Source organism: Enterobacter sp. RIT637 (assembly GCF_019718755.1).
In the GTDB taxonomy this organism is placed as follows: Bacteria; Pseudomonadota; Gammaproteobacteria; order Enterobacterales; family Enterobacteriaceae; genus Enterobacter.
Window position 1 is genome coordinate 54,104 of sequence record NZ_JAIHAZ010000017.1, and the last position, 24,712, is coordinate 78,815.

At 56.0% G+C, this 24,712-nt stretch carries 21 protein-coding genes and 1 pseudogene; 18 read left to right on the top strand and 4 right to left on the bottom strand.

Translation table 11 applies throughout. The features are described 5' to 3' along the window. Nucleotides 1–63 precede the first annotated feature (63 nt). The gene (locus K5E19_RS19665; RefSeq protein WP_221552677.1) at nt 64–1,386 is read left to right on the top strand and encodes an MFS transporter; all 1,323 of its coding nucleotides are present in this window, start codon (nt 64–66) and stop codon (nt 1,384–1,386) included. Here the strand turns inward: K5E19_RS19665 and satP are convergent. Beyond that, on the bottom strand, nt 1,363–1,929 hold the full coding sequence (gene satP / locus K5E19_RS19670; protein ID WP_221552678.1) for an acetate uptake transporter: 567 nt from the start codon (nt 1,927–1,929) through the stop codon (nt 1,363–1,365). The genes K5E19_RS19665 and satP overlap by 24 nt on opposite strands. A 296-nt stretch (nt 1,930–2,225) precedes the next feature. Here satP and dnaK point away from each other — a divergent pair, with 296 nt between their 5' ends. From dnaK to nhaR, 4 genes are all read left to right on the top strand, one after another. Beyond that, nucleotides 2,226–4,139 carry a molecular chaperone DnaK gene (dnaK, locus tag K5E19_RS19675; protein WP_126545143.1) on the top strand — a complete coding sequence of 638 codons (1,914 nt, stop codon included), beginning with the start codon at nt 2,226–2,228 and terminating at the stop codon, nt 4,137–4,139. An 87-nt stretch (nt 4,140–4,226) separates the two neighbouring features. Beyond that, nucleotides 4,227–5,372 (top strand): molecular chaperone DnaJ, encoded by a 1,146-nt coding sequence (gene dnaJ / locus K5E19_RS19680; RefSeq protein ID WP_020882543.1) that lies wholly within the window; start codon nt 4,227–4,229, stop codon nt 5,370–5,372. Between the two features lie 170 nt (nt 5,373–5,542). Continuing rightward, complete coding sequence (gene nhaA, locus K5E19_RS19685) at nt 5,543–6,718, top strand: Na+/H+ antiporter NhaA (protein ID WP_221552679.1); 1,176 nt, start codon at nt 5,543–5,545, stop codon at nt 6,716–6,718. Between the two features lie 58 nt (nt 6,719–6,776). After that, on the top strand, nt 6,777–7,676 hold the full coding sequence (nhaR, locus tag K5E19_RS19690; RefSeq protein WP_221552680.1) for a transcriptional activator NhaR: 900 nt from the start codon (nt 6,777–6,779) through the stop codon (nt 7,674–7,676). 57 nt (nt 7,677–7,733) lie between these two features. On the opposite strand, the gene rpsT is transcribed toward nhaR, so the two are convergent. After that, on the bottom strand, nt 7,734–7,997 hold the full coding sequence (gene rpsT, locus K5E19_RS19695) for a 30S ribosomal protein S20 (RefSeq protein ID WP_003856458.1): 264 nt from the start codon (nt 7,995–7,997) through the stop codon (nt 7,734–7,736). Nucleotides 7,998–8,098: 101 nt separating this feature from the next. On the opposite strand from rpsT, the pseudogene K5E19_RS24255 reads away from it, so the two are divergent. From K5E19_RS24255 to folA, 13 genes and pseudogenes are all read left to right on the top strand, one after another. Continuing rightward, nucleotides 8,099–8,317 (top strand): annotated as a pseudogene (locus K5E19_RS24255) (DUF2575 domain-containing protein). 7 nt (nt 8,318–8,324) lie between these two features. Continuing rightward, nucleotides 8,325–9,251 (top strand): bifunctional riboflavin kinase/FAD synthetase, encoded by a 927-nt coding sequence (gene ribF, locus K5E19_RS19700; RefSeq protein WP_010427064.1) that lies wholly within the window; start codon nt 8,325–8,327, stop codon nt 9,249–9,251. Nucleotides 9,252–9,296: 45 nt separating this feature from the next. Then, on the top strand, nt 9,297–12,113 hold the full coding sequence (gene ileS, locus K5E19_RS19705; protein WP_221552682.1) for an isoleucine--tRNA ligase: 2,817 nt from the start codon (nt 9,297–9,299) through the stop codon (nt 12,111–12,113). Then, on the top strand, nt 12,113–12,613 hold the full coding sequence (gene lspA, locus K5E19_RS19710) for a signal peptidase II (protein WP_048975056.1): 501 nt from the start codon (nt 12,113–12,115) through the stop codon (nt 12,611–12,613). The genes ileS and lspA overlap by 1 nt, the downstream gene beginning before the upstream one ends. A gap of 93 nt (nt 12,614–12,706) precedes the next feature. Further along, nucleotides 12,707–13,156 (top strand): FKBP-type peptidyl-prolyl cis-trans isomerase, encoded by a 450-nt coding sequence (fkpB, locus tag K5E19_RS19715; protein ID WP_003856450.1) that lies wholly within the window; start codon nt 12,707–12,709, stop codon nt 13,154–13,156. A gap of 1 nt (nt 13,157) precedes the next feature. After that, nucleotides 13,158–14,108 carry a 4-hydroxy-3-methylbut-2-enyl diphosphate reductase gene (gene ispH / locus K5E19_RS19720; protein WP_221552684.1) on the top strand — a complete coding sequence of 317 codons (951 nt, stop codon included), beginning with the start codon at nt 13,158–13,160 and terminating at the stop codon, nt 14,106–14,108. A gap of 205 nt (nt 14,109–14,313) precedes the next feature. After that, nucleotides 14,314–15,135 carry a 4-hydroxy-tetrahydrodipicolinate reductase gene (dapB, locus tag K5E19_RS19725; protein WP_221552686.1) on the top strand — a complete coding sequence of 274 codons (822 nt, stop codon included), beginning with the start codon at nt 14,314–14,316 and terminating at the stop codon, nt 15,133–15,135. 454 nt (nt 15,136–15,589) lie between these two features. After that, nucleotides 15,590–16,738 (top strand): glutamine-hydrolyzing carbamoyl-phosphate synthase small subunit, encoded by a 1,149-nt coding sequence (gene carA / locus K5E19_RS19730; protein ID WP_010427050.1) that lies wholly within the window; start codon nt 15,590–15,592, stop codon nt 16,736–16,738. An 18-nt stretch (nt 16,739–16,756) separates the two neighbouring features. Then, on the top strand, nt 16,757–19,981 hold the full coding sequence (gene carB, locus K5E19_RS19735) for a carbamoyl-phosphate synthase large subunit (RefSeq protein ID WP_221552688.1): 3,225 nt from the start codon (nt 16,757–16,759) through the stop codon (nt 19,979–19,981). A gap of 138 nt (nt 19,982–20,119) precedes the next feature. After that, entirely contained in the window at nt 20,120–20,353 is a 234-nt protein-coding gene (locus K5E19_RS19740; protein WP_010427047.1) for a YgdI/YgdR family lipoprotein, read from the top strand. Nucleotides 20,354–20,456: 103 nt separating this feature from the next. Then, nucleotides 20,457–20,987, top strand: coding sequence for a glutathione-regulated potassium-efflux system oxidoreductase KefF (kefF, locus tag K5E19_RS19745; RefSeq protein ID WP_108417116.1), 531 nt, complete (start codon nt 20,457–20,459; stop codon nt 20,985–20,987). After that, nucleotides 20,980–22,845, top strand: a complete 1,866-nt coding sequence (kefC, locus tag K5E19_RS19750; protein ID WP_221552690.1) for a glutathione-regulated potassium-efflux system protein KefC — start codon at nt 20,980–20,982, stop codon at nt 22,843–22,845. The genes kefF and kefC overlap by 8 nt, the downstream gene beginning before the upstream one ends. A 114-nt stretch (nt 22,846–22,959) precedes the next feature. Then, a complete protein-coding gene (gene folA, locus K5E19_RS19755; protein WP_003856431.1) occupies nt 22,960–23,439 on the top strand; it encodes a type 3 dihydrofolate reductase in 480 nt (159 codons plus the stop codon). Between the two features lie 39 nt (nt 23,440–23,478). Here the strand turns inward: folA and apaH are convergent, their stop codons facing one another. After that, complete coding sequence (gene apaH, locus K5E19_RS19760) at nt 23,479–24,327, bottom strand: bis(5'-nucleosyl)-tetraphosphatase (symmetrical) ApaH (protein ID WP_221552692.1); 849 nt, start codon at nt 24,325–24,327, stop codon at nt 23,479–23,481. Nucleotides 24,328–24,331: 4 nt separating this feature from the next. After that, nucleotides 24,332–24,709 carry a Co2+/Mg2+ efflux protein ApaG gene (gene apaG / locus K5E19_RS19765; RefSeq protein WP_121424998.1) on the bottom strand — a complete coding sequence of 126 codons (378 nt, stop codon included), beginning with the start codon at nt 24,707–24,709 and terminating at the stop codon, nt 24,332–24,334. Nucleotides 24,710–24,712 lie beyond the last annotated feature (3 nt).

The following is a 24,712-nucleotide window of genomic DNA, read 5'->3' on the forward strand; positions in this document are numbered from 1 at the left end:
TAGTAATTTTTTCTTTACGATAGCTGTAAAAATAAATCCACAACACACGCATAATGGTTCGCTATGTCACATAACACCCGACCTCTGAATCGACAGGACTACAAAACCCTCACGCTCGCGGCCTTAGGCGGCGCGCTGGAATTTTACGATTTCATTATCTTCGTCTTCTTCGCCGCCGTGGTGGGAGAACTCTTCTTCCCGGCGGATATCCCGGAATGGCTGCGTCAGGTGCAAACCTTCGGCATTTTTGCCTCCGGGTATCTGGCGCGTCCGCTGGGCGGCATTATCATGGCCCACTTTGGCGATCTGGTCGGGCGCAAGAAGATGTTTACCCTCAGCATCCTGCTGATGGCCGTGCCAACGCTGGCCATTGGTCTGCTGCCCACCTATGCCTCGATGGGCATCCTTGCTCCGTTGCTGCTGTTGCTGATGCGCGTCCTTCAGGGGGCGGCGATTGGCGGTGAAGTGCCGGGCGCGTGGGTGTTTGTCGCGGAGCATGTTCCGGCGCGCCGCATTGGTATCGCCTGCGGAACCTTAACCGCGGGTTTAACGGTAGGGATTTTGCTGGGTTCGGTGGTGGCGACGATTGTGAACACCAGCATGACGCAGCAGGCCGTGCACGACTGGGGCTGGCGTATTCCGTTCCTGCTGGGCGGGGCGTTTGGCCTGGTGGCAATGTACCTGCGCCGCTGGCTGCAGGAGACACCCATTTTCCTCGAGATGCAGCAGCGCAAGGCGCTGGCGCAGGAGCTGCCGGTGAAGGCGGTCGTGGTACGCCATAAAAAAGCGGTGGTGGTGTCGATGCTGCTCACCTGGCTGCTCTCGGCGGGTATTGTGGTGGTGATATTGATGTCCCCGGTGTGGCTGCAAAAGCAGTACGGTTTCGCCCCTGCCGTGACGTTACAGGCGAACAGTATCGCGACAATCATGCTCTGCTTTGGCTGTCTGGCCGCCGGGCTGGCGGCGGATCGTTTCGGTGCCAGCGTGACCTTTATCGTCGGCAGCCTGTTGCTGGCCGCGTCAAGCTGGGCGTTTTACCACCTGGCGGGCAGCCATCCTGAACAGCTGTTCCTGCTGTACGGCGTGGTAGGGCTGTGCGTGGGCGTTGTCGGTGCGGTGCCTTACGTCATGGTTCGCGCGTTTCCGCCAGAGGTACGCTTCACCGGGATCTCATTTTCCTACAACGTGTCGTATGCCATTTTCGGCGGGCTGACGCCGATTGCGGTGACGGTGTTAATGGGCGTTTCTCCCATGGCTCCGGCCTGGTACGTGCTGGCGCTCTCGTTGATGGGGCTGGGATTAGGGATTTGGCTGGGTCAGACGCGGGGATATCGTGCCCGCGAGGCGGGCACGACAGAGGGATCAGTGTTTTTCACCAATAGGTAGAATGGTGCGGCCGAACTGTTCGTTCAGCACTTCGCCCATTGCCAGGTAGATAGCGCTTGCGCCGCACACCAGGCCAATCCAGCCCGCAACGTGTACGATGCCTTCGTTATCCACCAGGTGGCCGATGGCCAGCAGGGCGAACAGCACGGTCAGGCTCAGGAAGACGAACTGCAGCGCGCGGTTACCCGTCAGGGTGCCGAAGAACATAAACAGGGTGAAGACGCCCCACAGACCCAGGTAAACGCCCAGGAAATGCGCGTTTGCCGCGTCTGCCAGGCCCATTTTAGGCAGCAGCAGAATGGCAACCAGCGTCAGCCAGAAAGAACCGTAAGAGGTAAAGGCGGTTAAGCCGAAGGTGTTGCCTTTCTTATATTCCAGCAGGCCCGCGAAGATTTGCGCGATACCGCCGTAAAAAATGCCCATCGCCAGAATAATGCCATCCATCGGGAACATCCCGATGTTGTGCAGGTTCAGCAGGATAGTGGTCATGCCAAAACCCATCAGGCCCAGCGGAGCCGGATTAGCCAACTTAGTGTTGCCCATAAGTCCTCAAAAAAATCATCATTAATATGGTGAAATGGTTAAACCCGCGTCAATACTCCCTGACGGGGCGCGGCATAATAAGGGGCGCAATCGATGCCGTCTATGATCTCATCAGGGGGAAATTAAAATTTTTTTTATACGTCCCCCTTGATGGATGCCGTTGCGACCCCATCTTGTAAGCAACCGCAGTGTGTGGACCTGAAAAAAATCAAATCTGGGCAGTTGAAAAAGCACGTTCTGCCCTTATTACAGGTACACAACCACATGTTGACTGAATTTTTAGTGGAGACGTTTAGATGGGTAAAATTATTGGTATCGACCTGGGTACTACCAACTCTTGTGTAGCGATTATGGATGGCACTACTGCACGTGTGCTGGAGAACGCCGAGGGCGATCGCACCACGCCTTCTATCATTGCTTATACCCAGGATGGTGAAACTCTGGTTGGTCAGCCGGCTAAACGTCAGGCAGTGACAAACCCGCAAAACACCCTGTTTGCGATCAAACGCCTGATTGGCCGCCGCTTCCAGGACGAAGAAGTTCAGCGTGACGTTTCCATCATGCCTTACAAAATCATCGCGGCAGATAACGGCGATGCATGGCTTGATGTGAAAGGCACCAAAACTGCACCACCGCAGATTTCTGCTGAAGTGCTGAAGAAAATGAAGAAAACCGCTGAAGATTACCTGGGTGAGCCGGTAACTGAAGCTGTTATCACCGTACCTGCATACTTCAACGATGCTCAGCGTCAGGCAACCAAAGATGCTGGCCGTATCGCAGGTCTGGAAGTAAAACGTATCATCAACGAACCAACCGCTGCTGCACTGGCTTACGGTCTGGATAAAGAAGTTGGCAACCGTACTATCGCGGTTTACGACCTGGGTGGTGGTACCTTCGATATCTCTATTATCGAAATCGACGAAGTTGACGGCGAAAAAACCTTCGAAGTTCTGGCAACCAACGGTGATACCCACCTGGGTGGTGAAGACTTCGATACCCGTCTGATCAACTACCTCGTTGACGAGTTCAAGAAAGATCAGGGCATTGACCTGCGTAACGACCCGCTGGCAATGCAGCGCCTGAAAGAAGCCGCTGAGAAAGCGAAGATCGAGCTGTCTTCCGCTCAGCAGACCGACGTGAACCTGCCGTACATCACTGCAGACGCGACCGGTCCTAAACACATGAACATCAAAGTGACCCGTGCGAAACTGGAAAGCCTGGTAGAAGACCTGGTGAACCGTTCCATCGAGCCGCTGAAAGTTGCACTGCAGGACGCTGGCCTGTCCGTGTCTGACATCCAGGACGTTATCCTGGTGGGTGGTCAGACCCGTATGCCAATGGTTCAGAAGAAAGTCGCTGAATTCTTTGGTAAAGAGCCACGTAAAGACGTTAACCCGGACGAAGCGGTCGCAATCGGTGCTGCGGTTCAGGGTGGCGTACTGACCGGTGAAGTGAAAGACGTACTGCTGCTGGACGTTACCCCGCTGTCTCTGGGTATCGAAACCATGGGCGGTGTGATGACTGCGCTCATCAACAAAAACACCACCATCCCAACGAAACACAGCCAGGTGTTCTCTACCGCTGAAGACAACCAGTCTGCGGTAACCATCCATGTGATTCAGGGTGAGCGTAAGCGTGCGGCGGATAACAAATCTCTGGGTCAGTTCAACCTGGACGGTATCAACCCGGCACCGCGCGGCATGCCGCAGATCGAAGTGACCTTCGACATCGATGCTGACGGTATCCTGCACGTGTCTGCGAAAGACAAAAACAGCGGTAAAGAGCAGAAGATCACCATCAAGGCATCTTCTGGCCTGAACGAAGCAGAAATCGAAAAAATGGTTCGCGATGCCGAAGCTAACGCGGAATCCGACCGTAAATTCGAAGAGCTGGTTCAGACCCGCAACCAGGGTGACCATCTGCTGCACAGCACCCGTAAGCAGGTTGAAGAAGCAGGCGATAAACTGCCAGCGGAAGACAAGACTGCTATCGAAGCTGCACTGACTGCGCTGGAATCCTCACTGAAAGGTGAAGATAAAGCGGATATCGAAGCGAAGATGCAGGAGCTGGCGCAGGCTTCCCAGAAGCTGATGGAAATCGCTCAGCAGCAGCATGCTCAACAGCAGGCGGGCGCTGATGCATCTGCGAACAACGCGAAAGACGACGACGTTGTCGACGCTGAGTTCGAAGAAGTTAAAGATAAAAAATAATCGCCCTGATGCAGGGTAATTAATCGGCACGGGCGTAGGAGAACTCTCCACGCCCGTGCTCGCATGTTAAGGGGCTTAAAAAAACCAATGGCAAAGCAAGACTATTACGAGATTTTAGGCGTTCCGAAAACTGCGGAAGAGCGTGAAATCAAAAAGGCGTATAAGCGCCTGGCCATGAAATTCCACCCGGACCGTAACCAGGGTGACAAAGAGGCTGAAGCCAAATTTAAAGAGATAAAAGAAGCCTACGAAGTCCTGACCGATGCACAAAAACGTGCGGCCTATGACCAGTATGGTCACGCAGCCTTTGAACAGGGCGGCATGGGCGGCGGTGGATTCGGTGGCGGCGGCTTTGGCGGCGGCGCTGATTTCAGCGATATCTTTGGCGATGTGTTCGGCGACATCTTCGGCGGTGGGCGTGGTCGTCAGCGCGCAGCGCGCGGCGCAGACCTGCGCTATAACATGGATCTGACACTGGAAGAGGCCGTTCGCGGCGTAACCAAAGAGATCCGCATCCCGACGCTGGAAGAGTGTGACGTTTGCCACGGCAGCGGCGCGAAAGCGGGTACGCAGCCACAGACCTGTCCAACCTGTCACGGCTCTGGTCAGGTACAGATGCGTCAAGGCTTCTTCGCGGTTCAGCAGGCCTGTCCGCACTGTCACGGTCGCGGTACGCTGATTAAAGATCCGTGCACCAAATGCCACGGCCACGGTCGCGTTGAGAAAACGAAAACCCTGTCCGTTAAAATCCCGGCAGGCGTTGATACGGGCGACCGCATCCGTCTGGCAGGTGAAGGCGAAGCGGGTGAGCATGGCGCACCGGCAGGCGATCTGTACGTTCAGGTTCAGGTGAAGCAGCACGCGATTTTTGAGCGTGAAGGCAACAACCTGTACTGCGAAGTGCCGATCAACTTCGCGATGGCGGCGCTGGGCGGTGAAATCGAAGTGCCGACGCTGGATGGTCGCGTAAACCTGAAAGTCCCAGGCGAAACCCAGACCGGTAAGCTGTTCCGCATGCGCGGGAAAGGCGTTAAATCCGTTCGCGGTGGGGCGCAGGGCGACCTGCTGTGCCGCGTCGTCGTGGAAACGCCGGTTGGCCTGAACGACAAGCAGAAACAGCTGCTGAAAGAGCTGCAGGAGAGCTTTGGCGGCCCGACGGGTGAGAAAAATAGCCCGCGTTCCAAAAGCTTCTTCGATGGCGTCAAAAAATTCTTCGATGATTTGACCCGCTGATCCCTTAGCTGGTTTCATCTCCAAAAAGCCCGGAAGCGATTCCGGGCTTTTTTTATTTGTGTATAGCTCGGTTAAACTGAGTCTATACTCAATATTAATCTGTTTTTGCCGAGCTATTTGGCTTGGTATTATGGTTTTATCGAGGTATTGTTGTAAAAGAGAGAACTTAAATGAAATTACTACACCGTTTCTTTAGCAGTGAAGCGTCCGGTGGCGTGATCCTGATTATTGCTGCAGCTGCCGCGATGGTGTTGGCGAACCTGGGCATGACGCGCGATCTCTATCACGCATTTCTGGAAACCCCCGTTGAGCTCAAGGTCGGGGCGCTGGAAATTAACAAGAACATGCTGCTGTGGATCAACGATGCGCTGATGGCGGTGTTCTTTCTGCTGGTGGGGCTGGAGGTTAAGCGTGAGCTGGTGCTGGGCTCGCTTGCCAGCCGCCAGCGCGCGGCGTTTCCGGTGATCGCCGCCATTGGCGGGATGGTCGTTCCGGCGCTGCTCTTCCTCGCATTTACCTGGCAGGATCCTGTTGCGCGTGACGGCTGGGCTATCCCGGCCGCGACGGATATCGCGTTTGCGCTCGGTGTCTTAGCCCTGCTCGGCAGCCGCGTGCCGGTGGCGCTAAAAATCTTCCTGATGGCGCTGGCGATTATCGATGACCTGGGCGCTATCGTCATTATCGCGCTGTTCTATACCAGCGATCTGTCAATCCTGTCCCTGAGCGTGGCCGCTGGGGCGATTGCGGTGCTGGCGTTACTCAACATCTTTAATGTCCGTCGCATCGGTATCTACATCCTGGTGGGGATGGTGCTCTGGACGGCGGTGCTGAAATCGGGCGTGCATGCCACGCTGGCCGGGGTGATTGTCGGCTTCTTTGTGCCGCTTAAGCCGCAGGAGGGTAAATCCCCGGCTAAAGAGCTGGAGCACGTGCTGCATCCGTGGGTGGCCTTTATGATCCTGCCGCTGTTTGCCTTTGCCAACGCGGGCGTTTCCTTGGGCGGCGTGACGCTGGACGGACTGACGTCCGTGCTGCCGCTGGGCATTATTGCCGGGCTGTTTATCGGTAAGCCGCTGGGGATCAGCCTGTTCTGCTGGCTGGCGACGAAGCTGAAGCTGGCGTCGTTGCCGAACGGCACGACCTTTGGCCAGATTATGGCCGTCGGCGTCCTGTGCGGTATTGGATTTACCATGTCGATCTTTATCTCGACCCTGGCGTTTGGCGCAAACGCGCCTGGGCTCATCATCTGGGCTAAGCTCGGCATTCTCATCGGGTCATTACTGGCCGCGGTAATCGGTTATACCTTGTTGAAGGTGAAATTGCCCGGACAGGCTGTTCAGGCATAACAGGAAACCGGGAGGAGGGGCTCCTTCTCCCGATACACACTCAGGGAGAGAACACGCGATGTCTCATTTAAATTACAACCATCTGTACTACTTCTGGCACGTCTATAAACAGGGCTCGGTGGTGGGAGCGGCAGAGGCGCTCTACCTGACGCCGCAAACCATCACCGGGCAAATCAAGGCGCTGGAAGAGCGCCTCCAGGGCAAGCTGTTCAAGCGGAAAGGGCGCGGAATTGAACCCAGCGAACTCGGCGAGCTGGTGTTCCGCTATGCGGACAAGATGTTCACCCTGAGCCAGGAGATGCTGGATATCGTCAACTACCGCAAAGAGTCGAACCTGCTCTTTGATGTGGGCGTGGCGGATGCGCTGTCGAAACGGCTGGTGAGCGGCGTGCTGGATGCGGCGGTGGTAGAAGACGAGCAAATCCACCTGCGCTGCTTTGAATCCACTCACGAGATGCTGCTGGAACAGCTGAGCCAGCACAAGCTGGACATGATTATCTCTGACTGCCCGATTGACTCCACCCAGCAGGAAGGGCTGTTCTCGGTGAAAATCGGCGAATGCGGCGTGAGCTTCTGGTGCATTAACCCGCCGCCGGCAAAACCGTTCCCCGCGTGCCTTGAAGAGCGCCGTCTGCTGGTGCCGGGAAGGCGTTCCATGCTCGGACGCAAGCTGCTGAACTGGTTTAACTCGCAGGGGCTGAACGTGGAGATACTCGGTGAGTTCGACGACGCTGCGTTAATGAAAGCCTTTGGCGAAGCGCATAACGCGATCTTCGTTGCGCCAACGCTGTACGCGCACGATCTCTATTCAGACGACAAGATTACGGAGATTGGCAGGGTAGATAACGTGATGGAGGAGTACCACGCGATATTCGCCGAACGGATGATTCAGCACCCGGCGGTACAGCGAATCTGTAACCGTGACTACGCGGCGCTGTTTACGCCACCGGCAATCTGAAGGCATAAAAAAACCCGCGTTAAGCGGGTTCTTTAAACAAGCAACAACAAGTAGCGATTAAGCCAGTTTGTTGATCTGCGCGGTCAGGTTTGCTTTATGACGCGCTGCTTTGTTTTTGTGGATCAGACCTTTAGCAGCCTGACGATCCACGATTGGTTGCATTTCGTTAAATGCGTTCTGCGCTGCAGCTTTGTCGCCAGCTTCGATTGCTGCGTATACTTTCTTGATGAAAGTACGCATCATAGAGCGACGGCTTGCGTTGTGCTTACGAGCCTTTTCAGACTGAACGGCACGTTTCTTAGCTGATTTGATATTAGCCAAGTCCAACTCCCAAATATGTTCTATGTGGACAATTCAAAGGCCGAGGAATATGCCCTCTTTGCCTTCTTTTGTCAATGGATTTGTGCAAATAAGCGCCGTTAATTAGCGACGCTACGTTACGTAGTGATGGCGCAGGATTCTACCAGCTTGTCTTTCGTGAATACAGCCTTTCGGCATAAAAATCGCAGTTCCAGGACAGTTTTTTTCGCTGTTAAAGGTCAGCCTGATGAAATCATTACGGCTTTCTGTTTTGCGTGAACAATCGCCGGTTAACCTTAACCGCCGTACAAGGTATACTTTGGCGATTTTCACTGTTTTGAGCCAGACATGAAGCTGATACGCGGCATACATAATCTCAGTAAAGCCCCGCATGGGTGCGTGCTGACCATTGGTAATTTCGACGGCGTGCATCGTGGTCATCAGGCGCTGTTGCAGGGATTGCGCAAAGAAGGGGAGGCCCGTGGCCTGCCTGTTGTGGTGATGATTTTTGAGCCGCAGCCGCTTGAGCTGTTTGCGGGCGAAAAGTCTCCCGCCCGTCTGACTCGCCTGCGCGAGAAATTGCGCTATCTGGCAGAGTCCGGCGTGGACTACGTATTGTGCGTGCGTTTCGATCGCCGCTTTGCCGCGCTGACAGCACAAACGTTTGTCAGCGACCTGCTGGTGAAGCGTCTTGGCGTGCAGTTTCTTGCCGTGGGTGATGATTTCCGCTTTGGCGCTGGTCGTCAGGGCGATTTCTTGCTATTACAGAAGGCTGGTCTGGAGTACGGGTTTGACGTCACCAGCGCAATGACTTTCTGTGAAGGCGGCGTGCGCGTCAGCAGCACGGCGGTACGCCAGGCGCTGGCCAATGATGAACTGGACACCGCAGAAAACTTGCTGGGTCATCCGTTCACCATCTCTGGCCGCGTGGTGCATGGCGATGCGCTGGGCCGCACCATCGGTTTCCCGACGGCGAATATACCGCTGCGTCGTCAGGTCTCCCCGGTTAAAGGGGTGTATGCGGTAGAAGTGGCAGGACTGGGCGATAAGCCGTTTTACGGCGTCGCCAACATTGGCACGCGTCCGACCGTTGCTGGTGTGCGTCAACAGTTAGAAGTGCACCTGCTGGACGTTGTAATGGACCTGTATGGTCGCCATATAGATGTAATACTGCGTAAAAAGATACGCAACGAGCAGCGATTTGGTTCGCTGGATGAACTCAAAGCGCAAATTGCGCGAGATGAATTGACGGCCCGCGAGTTTTTTGGGCTTTAGAACCGGCTTAATTGCCTACGTGATAAATACGGAACCGAGAATCTGATGAGTGACTATAAATCAACCCTGAATTTGCCGGAAACAGGGTTCCCGATGCGCGGCGATCTCGCCAAGCGCGAACCGGGAATGCTGGCGCGTTGGACCGATGATGACCTGTACGGCATCATTCGTGCAGCCAAAAAAGGCAAAAAATCCTTCATTCTGCATGATGGCCCTCCATATGCGAATGGCAGCATTCATATTGGTCACTCGGTTAACAAGATTCTGAAAGACATTATCGTGAAGTCTAAAGGCCTCGCGGGATATGACTCGCCTTACGTTCCGGGCTGGGACTGTCACGGTCTGCCTATCGAGCTGAAAGTAGAGCAAGAGTTTGGCAAGCCGGGTGAGAAGTTCACCGCCGCCGAGTTCCGTGCGAAGTGCCGCGAATACGCCGCTACGCAGGTTGACGGTCAGCGCGCTGACTTCATCCGTCTGGGCGTGCTGGGCGACTGGTCGCACCCGTACCTGACCATGGACTTCAAAACCGAAGCCAACATCATCCGTGCGCTGGGTAAAATCATCGGTAACGGCCACCTGCACAAAGGCGCGAAGCCGGTGCACTGGTGCGTGGACTGCCGCTCTGCGCTGGCAGAAGCGGAAGTGGAGTATTACGACAAAACCTCTCCGTCTATCGACGTGGCGTTCCATGCCGTCGACCAGGATGCGGTGAAGGCTAAATTTGGCGTCTCCTCGGTAAATGGCCCGATCTCTCTGGTGATCTGGACCACTACCCCGTGGACCCTGCCAGCCAACCGCGCGATCTCCCTGTCCGGTGAGTTTGAATACGCGCTGGTTCAGGTTGAAGGTCAGGCGGTTATCCTGGCGAAAGATTTGGTTGAGAGCGTGCTGAAGCGCGCGCACATCGCCGACTACACCGTGCTGGGCACCGTGAAAGGTGACGCGCTGGAGCTGATGCGCTTCAAGCACCCGTTCCTGGACTTCGACGTTCCGGCGATCCTGGGCGATCACGTGACGCTGGAAGCGGGTACTGGTGCGGTGCATACCGCCGGTGGCCACGGTCCTGACGACTACAACATCAGCCTGAAATACGGTCTGGAAATCGCTAACCCGGTTGGCCCGGACGGATCTTACCTGCCTGGCACCTACCCGGCGCTGGACGGTATCAACGTCTTCAAAGCGAACGACATTATCGTCGACATGCTGCGCACCAGCGGCGCGCTGCTGCACGTTGAGAAAATGCAGCACAGCTATCCGTGCTGCTGGCGTCACAAGACCCCGATCATCTTCCGTGCGACCCCGCAGTGGTTCGTCAGCATGGATCAGAAAGGCCTGCGCGCGCAGTCCCTTTCCGAGATCAAAGGCGTACAGTGGATCCCTGACTGGGGCCAGGCGCGTATCGAATCCATGGTCGCTAACCGTCCTGACTGGTGTATCTCCCGTCAGCGTACCTGGGGTGTGCCGATGTCTCTGTTCGTACATAAAGAGACGCAGGAGCTGCACCCGAACACCCTGGAACTGATGGAAGAAGTGGCGAAGCGCGTCGAAGTTGACGGTATTCAGGCGTGGTGGGATCTCGACTCCCGCGACATCCTGGGTGCTGACGCAGACAGCTACGAGAAAGTGCCGGATACCCTGGACGTGTGGTTCGACTCCGGGTCTACCCACTCCTCCGTGGTTGACGTGCGTCCGGAGTTTGCCGGTCACGCTGCCGATATGTATCTGGAAGGCTCTGACCAACACCGCGGCTGGTTCATGTCATCCCTGATGATCTCCACCGCCATGAAGGGTAAAGCGCCTTACCGTCAGGTACTGACTCACGGCTTCACCGTGGATGGTCAGGGCCGTAAGATGTCCAAGTCCATCGGTAACACCGTTTCTCCGCAGGATGTGATGAACAAGCTGGGCGCAGACATTCTGCGTCTGTGGGTGGCATCCACTGACTACACCGGCGAAATGGCGGTGTCTGACGAGATCCTGAAGCGTGCCGCCGACAGCTATCGTCGTATCCGTAACACCGCGCGCTTCCTGCTGGCGAACCTGAACGGGTTCGATCCGGCAAAAGACATGGTGAAACCGGAAGAGATGGTGGTGCTGGATCGCTGGGCGGTAGGCTGCGCGAAAGCGGCGCAGGACGATATCCTGAAAGCCTATGAGTCTTACGACTTCCACGAAGTGGTGCAGCGCCTGATGCGTTTCTGCTCCATCGAAATGGGCTCGTTCTACCTCGACATCATCAAAGACCGCCAGTACACCGCGAAAGCGGACAGCGTGGCGCGTCGTAGCTGCCAGACCGCGCTGTTCCACATCGCAGAAGCGCTGGTGCGCTGGATGGCGCCGATCATGTCCTTCACCGCGGATGAAATCTGGGGCTACCTGCCGGGCGACCGTGAGAAGTATGTCTTCACCGGCGAGTGGTACGAAGGTCTGTTCGATCTCTCCAGCACTGAGGCGATGAACGACGCCTTCTGGGACGAGCTGCTGAAAGTGCGTGGCGAAGTGAACAAGGTTATCGAGCAGGCACGTGCTGACAAGAAAGTCGGTGGCTCTCTGGAAGCGGCAGTGACCCTGTACGCGGAACCGGAGCTGGCGGCCAAACTGACGGCGCTGGGCGATGAATTACGATTTGTCCTGTTGACCTCTGGTGCGAAAGTTGAGGATTATGCCGATGCTTCTGCTGATGCTCAGCAGAGCGAGCTGCTCAAAGGCCTGAAAGTCGCGCTGAGCAAAGCCGACGGTGAGAAATGCCCGCGTTGCTGGCATTACACCACCGATGTTGGCCAGGTGGCGGAACACGCAGACATCTGCGGACGCTGTGTAAGCAACGTCGCCGGTGACGGCGAAAAACGTAAGTTTGCCTGATGAGTAAAACTCTCTGTTCAACAGGACTGCGCTGGCTGTGGCTGGTTGTGGTGGTGCTGATTATCGATCTGGGCAGCAAGTTCCTGATCCTCCAGAATTTCGCTCTGGGGGATACGGTCCCGCTGTTCCCGTCGCTTAACCTGCACTACGCCCGCAACTACGGCGCGGCGTTCAGTTTCCTTGCCGACAGCGGTGGCTGGCAGCGCTGGTTCTTCGCGGGTATCGCTCTCGGTATCTGCGTGATCCTGGCGGTGTTGATGTACCGCTCGAAGGCCACGCAAAAGCTGAATAACATTGCCTACGCGCTGATCATTGGCGGCGCGCTGGGGAACCTGTTTGACCGCCTGTGGCACGGCTTTGTGGTCGATATGATCGACTTCTACGTCGGCGACTGGCACTTCGCGACCTTTAACCTGGCCGATACGGCAATTTGTATCGGTGCGGCGTTAATCGTGCTGGAAGGCTTCTTGCCTAAACCGGCCGCGAAAGAGCAGGCGTAAAAACCAGCCGGGTGGCGCTGCGCTTACCCGGCCTACGGTTAATGTAGGCCCGGCAAGCGCAGCGCCACCGGGCAAAACAAGCGAGCAATTTGCATGTCTAAATCCGTACAGAGCAACAGCGCGGTTCTCGTTCACTTCACGCTGAAGCTGGATGACGGCTCCACGGCTGAATCCACCCGCAACAACGGCAAACCGGCCCTGTTTCGTCTTGGCGATACCTCCCTGTCTGAAGGTCTTGAGCAGCAGCTGCTCGGTCTGAAAGAGGGTGAGAAAAAAGCCTTTTCGCTGGAGCCGGATGCGGCATTTGGCGTGCCAAGCCCGGATCTGATCCAGTATTTCTCGCGCCGTGAGTTCATGGACGCGGGTGAACCGGAAATCGGGGCGATTATGCTCTTTACCGCTATGGACGGCAGCGAAATGCCTGGCGTGATCCGTGAAATCAACGGCGACTCTATTACCGTTGACTTCAACCATCCGCTTGCCGGGCGTACCGTTCATTTTGATGTTGAAGTGCTGGAAATCGATCCTGCACTGGAGGCCTGAAATGCAGATCCTGTTGGCTAACCCGCGCGGCTTCTGCGCCGGTGTAGACCGCGCTATCAGCATTGTTGAAAACGCGCTGGAGATTTACGGCGCGCCAATTTACGTACGTCACGAAGTGGTGCATAACCGCTACGTGGTGGACAGCCTGCGCGAGCGCGGGGCGATTTTCATCGAGCAGATAAGCGAAGTGCCGGACGGTGCAATTCTGATCTTCTCCGCGCACGGCGTCTCTCAGGCGGTGCGTAACGAGGCGAAAAGTCGCGATCTGACCGTTTTCGATGCCACCTGTCCGCTGGTGACAAAAGTGCATATGGAAGTGGCGCGCGCCAGCCGTCGTGGTGAAGAGTCGATTCTGATCGGCCACGCCGGTCATCCGGAAGTTGAAGGCACCATGGGCCAGTATAGCAACCCTGAAGGGGGCATGTACCTGGTCGAATCGCCGGACGATGTGCTTAAGCTGAACGTGAAAAACGAAGCGCGTCTGTCGTTTATGACCCAGACGACGCTCTCCGTGGACGACACCTCAGACGTGATTGACGCCCTGCGTCAGCGCTTCCCGAAAATCGTCGGGCCGCGTAAGGATGATATCTGCTACGCGACCACTAACCGTCAGGAAGCGGTGCGCGCGCTGGCTGAACAGGCGGATGTGGTGCTGGTTGTCGGCTCCAAAAACTCGTCTAACTCCAACCGTCTGGCCGAACTGGCGCAGCGGATGGGCAAGGCCGCGTTTCTGATTGACGATGCGACGGACATTCAGGAATCGTGGGTCAAAAATGCAGCCTGCGTTGGCGTTACCGCAGGCGCTTCCGCGCCGGATATTCTGGTGCAGAACGTGATTACCCGTCTGCAGGAGCTGGGCGGTGGTGACGCGGTTCCGCTGGAAGGGCGCGAAGAGAACATCGTTTTCGAAGTCCCGAAAGAACTGCGAATTGATGCCCGCGAAGTGGAATAATCCCTCTTCTGATGAAAGGCCAGCACCTCCTGTGCTGGCCTTTTTTTTACCCGTTACTTTATCGTGACCACAAAATCATGTCTTTTACTGATATTTAAGTCGGTTTCACGTTAAATTCTAATTATCGGTGTTTTCAGTTGGCAGCCTCAGCGAAGGCTGGTTAATCTGAAAACGGTTTACATCATTTTAACGTAAGAGAATAACTATGCATGATGCACAGATCCGTGTCGCTATTGCGGGCGCGGGTGGACGTATGGGCCGTCAGCTGATTCAGGCGGCGCTACAGATGGATGGTGTGGCACTTGGCGCGGCGCTGGAGCGTGAAGGTTCATCACTACTTGGCTCCGATGCGGGCGAGCTAGCGGGCGCAGGCCACACGGGCGTAACCGTGCAGAGCAGCCTGGATGCGGTAAAAGATGACTTTGATGTGTTCATCGATTTCACGCGCCCTGAAGGCACATTGAATCACCTGGCGTTTTGCCGTCAGAACGGTAAAGGAATGGTGATTGGCACCACTGGTTTTGACGACGCGGGTAAGCAAGCCATTCAGGAGGCGTCAAACGCGATTGCGATCGTCTTCGCTGCCAACTTCAGCGTAGGCGTTAACGTAATGCTGAAGCTGCTGGAAAAGGCGGCGAAAGTGATGGGCGACTATACCGACATTGAAATTGTCGAAGCGCATCACCGCTATAAAGTCGACGCGCCATCAGGCACGGCGCTGGCAATGGGCGAAGCGATTGCTTATGCAATGGATAAAGATTTAAAAGACATCGCGGTCTATTCTCGCGAAGGTCATACCGGGGAACGCGTTCCGGGAACCATTGGCTTCGCAACGGTACGTGCAGGCGATATCGTCGGCGAACATACCGCGATGTTCGCCGATATTGGCGAGCGCGTAGAGATTACGCATAAGGCCTCCAGCCGAATGACATTTGCAAATGGCGCAGTGCGCTCCGCGTTGTGGTTGAAAGGCAAGCGTAATGGTCTTTTTGATATGCGAGATGTGCTCGATCTCAACAATTTGTAAGCATTATTACCCATCGTGATGTGGTTATTGCAGTCGTAATCTATTGATTGCATAGGGCAATAATTTATTGCCCTTTTATTTTTCCTTATTGGTGAGATTTATTTTGTTAAAGCCTTAAAAAGGCGTTTATTCCCTCCGTTTTGCGTTGCGAAATTGTAAATTTTGACCATATGGTCTAGTTTTCATTGCCCCATGACCTAAAATCCCATTAAACTTACCGCGCAAGCGTTTTCCAGAATGATTTACCTGAGATTTTTGCCCGTTAAATCGCATTCCAGCCGCCAGGCTCGCAAAAGAATAAACAAAATATCCGTTTTGAGTTGACTTTTACCCACCAAATCCCCAGAATGCCGCCGTTTGCCAAAAATCCGCTGGCAACACATTTGCATTGATTTATGACGTGGTTGTGAATTAATATGCAAATAAAGTGAGTGAATATTCTCTGGAGGGTGTTTTGATTAAGTCAGCGCTATTGGTTCTGGAAGACGGAACCCAGTTTATCGGTCGGGCCATAGGGGCAACGGGTTCGGCGGTTGGGGAAGTCGTTTTCAATACTTCAATGACCGGTTATCAAGAAATCCTCACTGATCCTTCCTATTCTCGCCAAATCGTTACTCTTACTTATCCTCATATCGGCAATGTCGGCACCAATGCGGCTGACGAAGAGTCTTCTCAGGTACATGCGCAAGGCCTGGTCATCCGCGACCTGCCGCTGATTGCCAGCAACTTCCGCAATACCGAAGACCTCTCTTCTTACCTGAAGCGCCATAACATCGTGGCGATTGCCGATATCGATACCCGTAAGTTAACGCGTCTGCTGCGCGAGAAAGGTGCACAAAACGGCTGCATCATCGCGGGTGATAACCTGGATGCGACGCTGGCGCTGGAAAAAGCGAAAGCCTTCCCGGGCCTGAACGGCATGGACCTGGCGAAAGAAGTGACAACTGCTGAAGCCTACAGCTGGACGCAGGGTAGCTGGACGCTGGAAGGCGACCTGCCTGAAGCGAAAAAAGAGAGCGAGCTGCCGTTCCACGTGGTGGCCTACGATTTCGGCGCCAAGCGCAACATCCTGCGCATGCTGGTTGACCGCGGCTGCCGCCTGACGGTGGTTCCGGCACAAACGTCTGCCGAAGACGTGCTGAAGATGAATCCGGACGGTATTTTCCTGTCCAACGGTCCTGGTGACCCGGCGCCGTGCGATTACGCCATCGCCGCCATCAAGTCCTTCCTGGAAACCGACATCCCGGTATTCGGCATCTGCCTCGGCCATCAGCTGCTGGCGCTGGCGAGCGGTGCGAACACCGTTAAGATGAAGTTCGGCCACCACGGTGGAAACCACCCGGTGAAAGACATCGATAACAACACGGTGATGATCACCGCGCAGAACCACGGCTTTGCCGTCGATGAAGCCTCAATGCCGGCTAACCTGCGCGTGACGCACAAATCACTGTTCGATGGCACCCTGCAGGGCATCCATCGTACCGATAAGCCAGCGTTCAGCTTCCAGGGCCACCCTGAAGCCAGCCCGGGCCCACACGACGCCGCGCCGCTGTTCGATCACTTCATCGAACTTATCGAGCAATACCGTAAGACCGCTAAATAATCAGGAGCCGAGAAGACAATGCCAAAACGTACAGACATAAAAAGCATCCTGATCCTTGGCGCTGGCCCGATCGTCATCGGCCAGGCCTGCGAATTCGACTACTCCGGCGCGCAGGCGTGTAAAGCCCTGCGTGAAGAGGGTTACCGCGTAATCCTGGTAAACTCTAACCCGGCAACCATCATGACCGACCCGGAAATGGCTGATGCAACCTACATCGAGCCGATTCACTGGGAAGTGGTGCGTAAAATCATCGAGAAAGAGCGTCCGGACGCGGTGCTGCCAACCATGGGCGGCCAGACGGCGCTGAACTGTGCGCTGGAGCTGGAGCGTCAGGGCGTGCTGGCCGAGTTCGGCGTGACCATGATTGGCGCGACCGCCGACGCGATTGATAAAGCAGAAGACCGTCGCCGCTTCGACGTGGCGATGAAGAAAATCGGCCTCGACACCGCGCGTTCCGGTATCGCACACAATATGGAAGAAGCGCTGGCCGTCGCGGCTGACGTGGGCTATCCGTGCATCATCCGTCCATCGTTCACCATGGGCGGCACCGGCGGCGGTATCGCCTACAACCGTGAAGAGTTCGAAGAGATTTGCGAACGCGGTCTGGATCTCTCTCCAACCAAAGAGCTGCTGATTGATGAATCGCTGATTGGCTGGAAAGAGTACGAGATGGAAGTGGTGCGTGATAAAAACGACAACTGCATCATCGTCTGCTCTATCGAAAACTTCGATGCGATGGGTATCCACACCGGCGACTCCATCACCGTTGCGCCAGCCCAGACCCTGACCGACAAAGAGTATCAAATCATGCGTAACGCCTCGATGGCGGTACTGCGTGAAATCGGCGTGGAAACCGGCGGTTCTAACGTGCAGTTCTCCGTTAACCCGAAAACCGGCCGTCTGATTGTTATCGAAATGAACCCGCGCGTGTCACGTTCCTCCGCGCTGGCCTCTAAAGCGACCGGCTTCCCGATTGCGAAAGTGGCGGCAAAACTGGCGGTGGGTTACACCCTCGATGAGCTGATGAACGACATCACCGGTGGCCGCACGCCTGCGTCCTTCGAGCCGTCCATCGACTACGTTGTCACCAAAATTCCACGCTTCAACTTCGAGAAATTCGCAGGCGCGAACGACCGTCTGACCACCCAGATGAAATCTGTCGGTGAAGTGATGGCGATTGGCCGCACGCAGCAGGAATCCCTGCAGAAAGCGCTGCGCGGCCTCGAAGTGGGCGCAACCGGCTTCGACCCGAAAGTGAGCCTGGACGACCCGGAAGCGCTGACGAAAATTCGTCGCGAGCTGAAAGACGCGGGCGCAGAGCGTATCTGGTACATCGCCGATGCCTTCCGTGCGGGCCTGTCCGTCGACGGCGTGTTCAACCTGACCAACATCGACCGCTGGTTCCTGGTGCAGATTGAAGAGCTGGTGCGTCTGGAAGAGCAGGTGGCGGAGCTGGGCATCACCGGCCTGGACGCTGATTTCCTCCGCGTGCTGAAGCGTAAAGGCTTCGCCGATGCGCGTCTGGCTAAGCTGGCGGGCGTGCGTGAAGCGGAAATCCGCAAGCTGCGCGACCAGTACGACCTGCACCCGGTCTACAAGCGCGTGGACACCTGTGCGGCTGAATTCTCGACCGACACCGCCTACATGTACTCCACATATGAAGACGAGTGCGAAGCGAACCCGTCCGTCGACCGCGACAAGATTATGGTGCTGGGCGGCGGTCCAAACCGTATCGGCCAGGGCATCGAGTTCGACTACTGCTGCGTACACGCCTCACTGGCGCTGCGTGAAGACGGTTACGAGACCATCATGGTCAACTGTAACCCGGAAACCGTATCGACCGACTACGACACCTCTGACCGCCTCTACTTCGAGCCGGTGACGCTGGAAGACGTGCTGGAAATCGTGCGCATCGAGAAGCCAAAAGGCGTTATCGTGCAGTACGGTGGCCAGACCCCGCTGAAGCTGGCGCGCGCGCTGGAAGCAGCAGGCGTGCCGGTTATCGGCACCAGCCCGGACGCGATTGACCGTGCGGAAGACCGCGAGCGTTTCCAGCAGGCGGTTGACCGTCTGAAGCTGAAACAGCCTGCGAACGCCACCGTCACCGCCATCGAAATGGCCGTTGAGAAGGCGAAAGAGATTGGCTACCCGCTGGTGGTGCGTCCTTCCTACGTGCTGGGCGGCCGTGCGATGGAAATCGTTTATGACGAAGCCGACCTGCGCCGCTACTTCCAGACCGCGGTGAGCGTGTCGAACGATGCGCCAGTGCTGCTCGACCGCTTCCTCGACGACGCGGTGGAAGTGGACGTTGACGCCATCTGCGACGGCGAAATGGTGCTGATTGGCGGCATCATGGAGCACATCGAGCAGGCGGGCGTACACTCCGGTGACTCTGCCTGTTCTCTGCCAGCGTATACCCTGAGCCAGGAGATTCAGGACGTGATGCGCCAGCAGGTGCAGAAGCTGGCCTTCGAGCTGCAGGTTCGCGGTCTGATGAACGTCCAGTTCGCGGTGAAAGACAACGAAGTCTACCTGATTGAAGTCAACCCGCGTGCGGCGCGTACCGTACCGTTCGTCTCCAAAGCTACCGGCGTACCGCTGGCGAAAGTGGCGGCGCGCGTGATGGCGGGTCAGACGCTGGCGCAGCAGGGCGTAACCAAAGAGATCATTCCACCGTACTACTCGGTGAAAGAAGTGGTGCTGCCGTTCAACAAATTCCCGGGCGTTGACCCGCTGTTAGGGCCAGAAATGCGCTCTACCGGGGAAGTGATGGGCGTGGGCCGCACCTTCGCAGAAGCGTTCGCGAAGGCGCAGCTGGGCAGTAGCTCCACCATGAGAAAATCAGGCCGTGCGCTGCTCTCCGTTCGTGAAGGCGACAAAGAGCGCGTGGTTGACCTGGCCGCCAAGCTGCTGAAACAGGGCTTCGAGCTGGACGCAACCCACGGTACGGCGATTGTGCTGGGCGAAGCCGGTATCAACCCGCGTCTGGTGAACAAGGTGCATGAAGGTCGTCCGCACATTCAGGATCGTATCAAGAATGGCGAATACACCTACATCATCAACACCACCGCAGGCCGCCAGGCGATTGAAGACTCCAAGCTGATTCGCCGCAGTGCGCTGCAGTACAAAGTGCACTACGACACCACCCTGAACGGCGGTTTCGCAACGGCCATGGCGCTGAATGCGGATGCCACCGAGAAGGTGATTTCAGTGCAGGAAATGCACGCGCAGATTAACAAGTAAGCTCGCATGCCCGGCGGCGCACCGCTGCCGGGCATTCTCCCATCTTCAGAACCTTCTGGTTTTCCATCCGCATTCAGTCAGTTAGCCTAAAATGGTTAAGTCGATAACGAAATTACACTGAGCGCAGGGGAAAACACCATGCAAAATAAACTACTGATCGCTTCCGTTCTGGCCGCCACTGCAATGTTTACCGTTGCGGGGTGTTCGTCTAATCAGGCAGTTAAAACTACCGATGGCCGCACCATTGTCACTGACGGAAAACCGCAGGTAGATGACGATACCGGTCTGGTGTCGTATAAAAACGCCGAAACCGGTCAGACTGAGCAGATTAACCGTGATCAGGTTAAATCCATGGGCGAACTGGATAACTAATTCAGAATTCTGACGTAAGCCCGTCAATAATATTCACTATTAGCCTGTTGAATTACTGACTACACTCTTTTGTTAAAAGAAAGCAGTAACAACAGGCTAATCAATGATTCTGATAATTTATGCCCATCCCTATCCGCAGCACTCGCATGCGAATAAGCGGATGCTTGAGCAGGTAAGGACGCTTGATAACGTAGAGATACGTTCCCTCTATCAACTTTATCCCGATTTTAATATCGATATCGCCGCCGAACAGGAGGCGCTTTCTCGTGCCGATCTGATTATCTGGCAGCATCCGATGCAGTGGTACAGCACGCCTCCGCTGTTGAAGCTGTGGATCGATAAAGTCTTCTCGCACGGTTGGGCATATGGTCATAACGGTCATGCGCTGAAGGGGAAAAGCCTGATGTGGGCCGTGACGACCGGCGGCGGTGAAAGCCACTTTGATATCGGCTCATTCCCCGGCTTTGACGTGCTGGCGCAGCCGCTACAGGCGACCGCGCTCTACTGTGGTTTGAACTGGCTGCCTCCTTTTGCGATGCACTGTACCTTTATTTGCGACGATGAAACCTTGCAGGCCCAGGCTCGCCACTACAAACAACGTTTACTTGAGTGGCAGGAGACGCACAATGGATAGCCATACGCTGATACAGGCACTGATTTATCTCGGCGCGGCGGCACTGATTGTCCCTGTGGCGGTTCGACTGGGGCTGGGGTCAGTGCTCGGCTATCTGATTGCCGGGTGCGTGATTGGACCCTGGGGCCTTCGTCTGGTCACCGATGCCGAAGCGATACTGCATTTCGCTGAAATTGGCGTGGTGCTGATGCTGTTTGTGATTGGTCTGGAGCTGGATCCTCGGCGCTTATGGAAATTGCGTGCTTCCGTGTTTGGCGGCGGCGCGCTACAGATGGTGGCGTGTGGCCTGCTGCTGGGCGGATTCTGCATCCTGCTGGGGATGGACTGGAAAGTTGCGGGGCTGATCGGCATGACGCTGGCGCTCTCCTCGACGGCTATTGCTATGCAGGCGATGAATGAGCGTAACCTGACGGTCTCGCAGATGGGCCGCAGCGCGTTCTCTGTGCTGCTGTTCCAGGATATTGCCGCCATCCCGCTGGTGGCGATGATCCCGCTGCTGGCCGCCAGCGGAGCATCAACGACGCTCGGCGCATTTGCACTCTCAGCGCTGAAAGTCGTCGGTGCGCTGACGCTGGTGGTCCTGCTTGGCCGATACGTCACCCGTCCACTGCTGCGCTTTGTTGCGCGCTCGGGCCTGCGCGAAGTGTTCAGCGCCGTGGCGTTATTCCTGGTGTTTGGCTTCGGTCTGCTGCTGGAAGAGGCCGGGCTGTCGATGGCGATGGGCGCCTTCCTGGCAGGCGTTCTGCTGGCAAGCTCCGAATACCGCCACGCGCTGGAAAGCGATATCGAGCCGTTTAAAGGCTTGCTGCTGGGGCTGTTTTTCATCGGCGTCGGGATGTCCGTCGACTTCGGCACGCTGGTCACGCATCCGCTGCGGATTGTTATCCTGCTGGTGGGTTTCCTGGTCATTAAAATGGCGATACTGTGGCTGGTTGCACGCCCGCTGAAGGTGCCAGGTAAACAACGTCGCTGGTTTGCCGCGCTGCTGGGGCAGGGGAGTGAATTCGCATTTGTGGTGTTTGGTGCAGCGCAGATGGCGAAGGTGCTCGATCCCGAGTGGGCCAAAGCGTTAACGCTTGCCGTGGCATTATCGATGGCGGCAACGCCGATCCTGCTGGTGCTGCTGACGCGTCTGGAAAAATCGGACAGCGAGCAGGAGCGTGAAGCCGATGAGATTGACGAAGAACAGCCCCGGGTGATCATCGCCGGGTTCGGGCGCTTCGGGCAGATCACCGGCCGTTTACTGCTCTCCAGCGGCGTTAAAATGGTCATTCTCGATCACGATCCTGACCACGTAGAAACCCTGCGTAAATTCGATATGAAAGTGTTCTATGGTGATGCTACCCGCGTCGATTTGCTGGAGTCAGCTGGGGCTGCGAAAGCCGAGGTGCTGATCAACGCCATCGACGATCCGCAAACCAGTCTGCAGCTGGTTGAGCTGGTCAAAGAGCATTTCCCTGACCTGACGATTATCTCCCGCGCGCGCGATGTGGATCACTACATCCAGCTGCGTCAGGCTGGCGTCGTCGCGCCGGAGCGCGAAACCTTCGAAGGTGCGCTTAAATCGGGACGAATGGCGCTGGAAAGCCTGGGGCTGGGGGCGTATGAGGCGCGCGAGCGTGCCGATCTGTTCCGCCGCTTTAACACCGGGATGGTCGAGGAGATGGTGGAGATGGCGAGCAGCGCGGCTTCAGATCGTGCAGCCGTGTTTAAACGCACCAGCGCGATGCTGACGGAAATTATTAACGAGGATCGTAATCACCTGTCGCTTACCCAGCGTCACGGCTGGCAGGGAACGGAAGAGGGCAAGCACACCGGGGATCCTCAGGATGAACCGGAGAGTAAACCGTCCGCGTGAAGTGGAGTTGCCAGCAATATTAAAAAATTTCTGTTTCTTTACCCTGCCGCCAGTCGACGAAAGATTAAGCTTTCCGTATAGTGGCGGCAATTTTTTGCATCCGGGAAATTTTCAATGATCAGTCTGATTGCAGCGCTGGCGGTAGACCGCGTTATCGGCATGGAAAATGCCATGCCGTGGAACCTGCCTGCCGATCTCGCATGGTTTAAACGTACGACGTTAAACAAGCCGGTAGTGATGGGCCGCCTGACCTGGGAGTCGATTGGTCGTCCATTACCGGGCCGTAAGAATATTGTGATCAGCAGCCAGCCAGGCACTGACGATCGCGTGCAGTGGGTGAAATCCGTTGATGAAGCGATTGCCGCCTGTGGTGATGCTGAAGAGATCATGGTGATCGGCGGCGGACGTGTGTATGAGCAGTTCCTGCCAAAGGCGCAGAAATTGTATCTGACCCACATTGATGCGGAAGTGGAAGGGGATACGCATTTCCCTGATTACGATCCGGACGAGTGGGAATCCGTTTTCAGCGAATTCCACGACGCGGATGCACAGAACTCACATAGCTACTGCTTCGAAATTCTGGAACGTCGTTAAGTGATTTTCCCTCTCCCGGCCGGGAGAGGGAATAACGTATCAGGAGGCAACGGCCTCACCTTCTCCTAAGTCCAGCTGTCGGTTGGACGGCTGTACAAAGTAAGCTTTATCTTCCCAGCGTAAGCAGGTTAACTCTCCGCCCCAGCAGCATCCGGTATCCAGACCGTAGATCCCTTCCGGTGTTCCTTTTCCTTCCAGTGCAGCCCAGTGACCAAATACCACGCTGTACTCGCTTGTCACCGGTCCCGGAATGGCAAACCACGGTTTCAGCGGGGCGGGCGCGCTTTCGGGCGTCTCTTTGGAATACATGTCCAGCTGTCCGTTCGGGAAGCAGAAACGCATGCGGGTGAAGGCGTTGGTGATAAAGCGCAGGCGCGCCAGACCGCTGAGATCCTCGCTCCAGTGATTCGGCATATCGCCGTACATGGCATCAAGGAAGAAAGGATACGAGTCGCTCGCCAGCACGGCCTCTACGTCGCGCGCACAGGCTTTTGCCGTCTCGAGATCCCATTGTGGCGTGATCCCGGCATGGGCCATGACCAGCTTTTTCTCTTCATCGATCTGCAGCAGCGGCTGACGACGCAGCCAGTTGATCAGATCGTCCGCGTCCGGTGCGTCAAGCAGAGGGGTAATACGATCCTTCGGTTTATTGCGGCTGATCCCGGCGAATACCGCCAGCAGATGCAGATCGTGATTGCCCAGCACCATGCGTACGCTGTCGCCCAGTGATTTAACGAAACGTAAAACCTCAAGGGAGCCTGGACCACGCGCCACTAAATCGCCCGTCAGCCACAGCATGTCCTGTCCTGGCGTAAAGTCGACCTGCTTTAATAATGCGATCAGTTCATCGTAGCAACCATGAACGTCGCCAATCAGATATGTAGACATTGGATTAATGAATGAATGTTGTAACGGCGAGACGGAATACGGGAATGGCAACGCGGAAGTCGTTGCCATCGACGTCGACCATTTCATAATGGCCTTGCATGGTACCCATTGGCGTTTCGATGACCGCGCCGCTGGTGTACTGATACTCTTCGCCAGGGGCGATATGCGGTTGTTCACCCACCACGCCTTCGCCCTGGACTTCAATTTCACGGCCATTGCCGTTAGTGATAAGCCAGTAGCGCCCGCGCAGCTGCACGGGCATCCGCCCCAGATTGCGGATGGTCACGGTGTAAGCAAAGACAAAACGTTCTTCATCCGGTGAGGACTGCGATTCAACATAGACGCTTTGTACATGGACACATACGCGGGGCGAATCAATCATGGC

Excerpts from the sequence above, each read along its gene's own strand:
- apaG (WP_121424998.1), bottom strand. The coding sequence starts at position 24,709 with ATGATTGATTCGCCCCGCGTATGTGTCCATGTACAAAGCGTCTATGTT.
- kefC (WP_221552690.1), top strand. The coding sequence starts at position 20,980 with ATGGATAGCCATACGCTGATACAGGCACTGATTTATCTCGGCGCGGCG.
- ispH (WP_221552684.1), top strand. The coding sequence starts at position 13,158 with ATGCAGATCCTGTTGGCTAACCCGCGCGGCTTCTGCGCCGGTGTAGAC.
- kefF (WP_108417116.1), top strand. The coding sequence starts at position 20,457 with ATGATTCTGATAATTTATGCCCATCCCTATCCGCAGCACTCGCATGCG.
- nhaR (WP_221552680.1), top strand. The coding sequence starts at position 6,777 with ATGTCTCATTTAAATTACAACCATCTGTACTACTTCTGGCACGTCTAT.
- ribF (WP_010427064.1), top strand. The coding sequence starts at position 8,325 with ATGAAGCTGATACGCGGCATACATAATCTCAGTAAAGCCCCGCATGGG.
- ileS (WP_221552682.1), top strand. The coding sequence starts at position 9,297 with ATGAGTGACTATAAATCAACCCTGAATTTGCCGGAAACAGGGTTCCCG.
- dnaJ (WP_020882543.1), top strand. The coding sequence starts at position 4,227 with ATGGCAAAGCAAGACTATTACGAGATTTTAGGCGTTCCGAAAACTGCG.
- satP (WP_221552678.1), bottom strand. The coding sequence starts at position 1,929 with ATGGGCAACACTAAGTTGGCTAATCCGGCTCCGCTGGGCCTGATGGGT.
- lspA (WP_048975056.1), top strand. The coding sequence starts at position 12,113 with ATGAGTAAAACTCTCTGTTCAACAGGACTGCGCTGGCTGTGGCTGGTT.
- carB (WP_221552688.1), top strand. The coding sequence starts at position 16,757 with ATGCCAAAACGTACAGACATAAAAAGCATCCTGATCCTTGGCGCTGGC.
- fkpB (WP_003856450.1), top strand. The coding sequence starts at position 12,707 with ATGTCTAAATCCGTACAGAGCAACAGCGCGGTTCTCGTTCACTTCACG.
- nhaA (WP_221552679.1), top strand. The coding sequence starts at position 5,543 with ATGAAATTACTACACCGTTTCTTTAGCAGTGAAGCGTCCGGTGGCGTG.
- K5E19_RS19740 (WP_010427047.1), top strand. The coding sequence starts at position 20,120 with ATGCAAAATAAACTACTGATCGCTTCCGTTCTGGCCGCCACTGCAATG.
- apaH (WP_221552692.1), bottom strand. The coding sequence starts at position 24,327 with ATGTCTACATATCTGATTGGCGACGTTCATGGTTGCTACGATGAACTG.
- dnaK (WP_126545143.1), top strand. The coding sequence starts at position 2,226 with ATGGGTAAAATTATTGGTATCGACCTGGGTACTACCAACTCTTGTGTA.
- dapB (WP_221552686.1), top strand. The coding sequence starts at position 14,314 with ATGCATGATGCACAGATCCGTGTCGCTATTGCGGGCGCGGGTGGACGT.
- folA (WP_003856431.1), top strand. The coding sequence starts at position 22,960 with ATGATCAGTCTGATTGCAGCGCTGGCGGTAGACCGCGTTATCGGCATG.
- K5E19_RS19665 (WP_221552677.1), top strand. The coding sequence starts at position 64 with ATGTCACATAACACCCGACCTCTGAATCGACAGGACTACAAAACCCTC.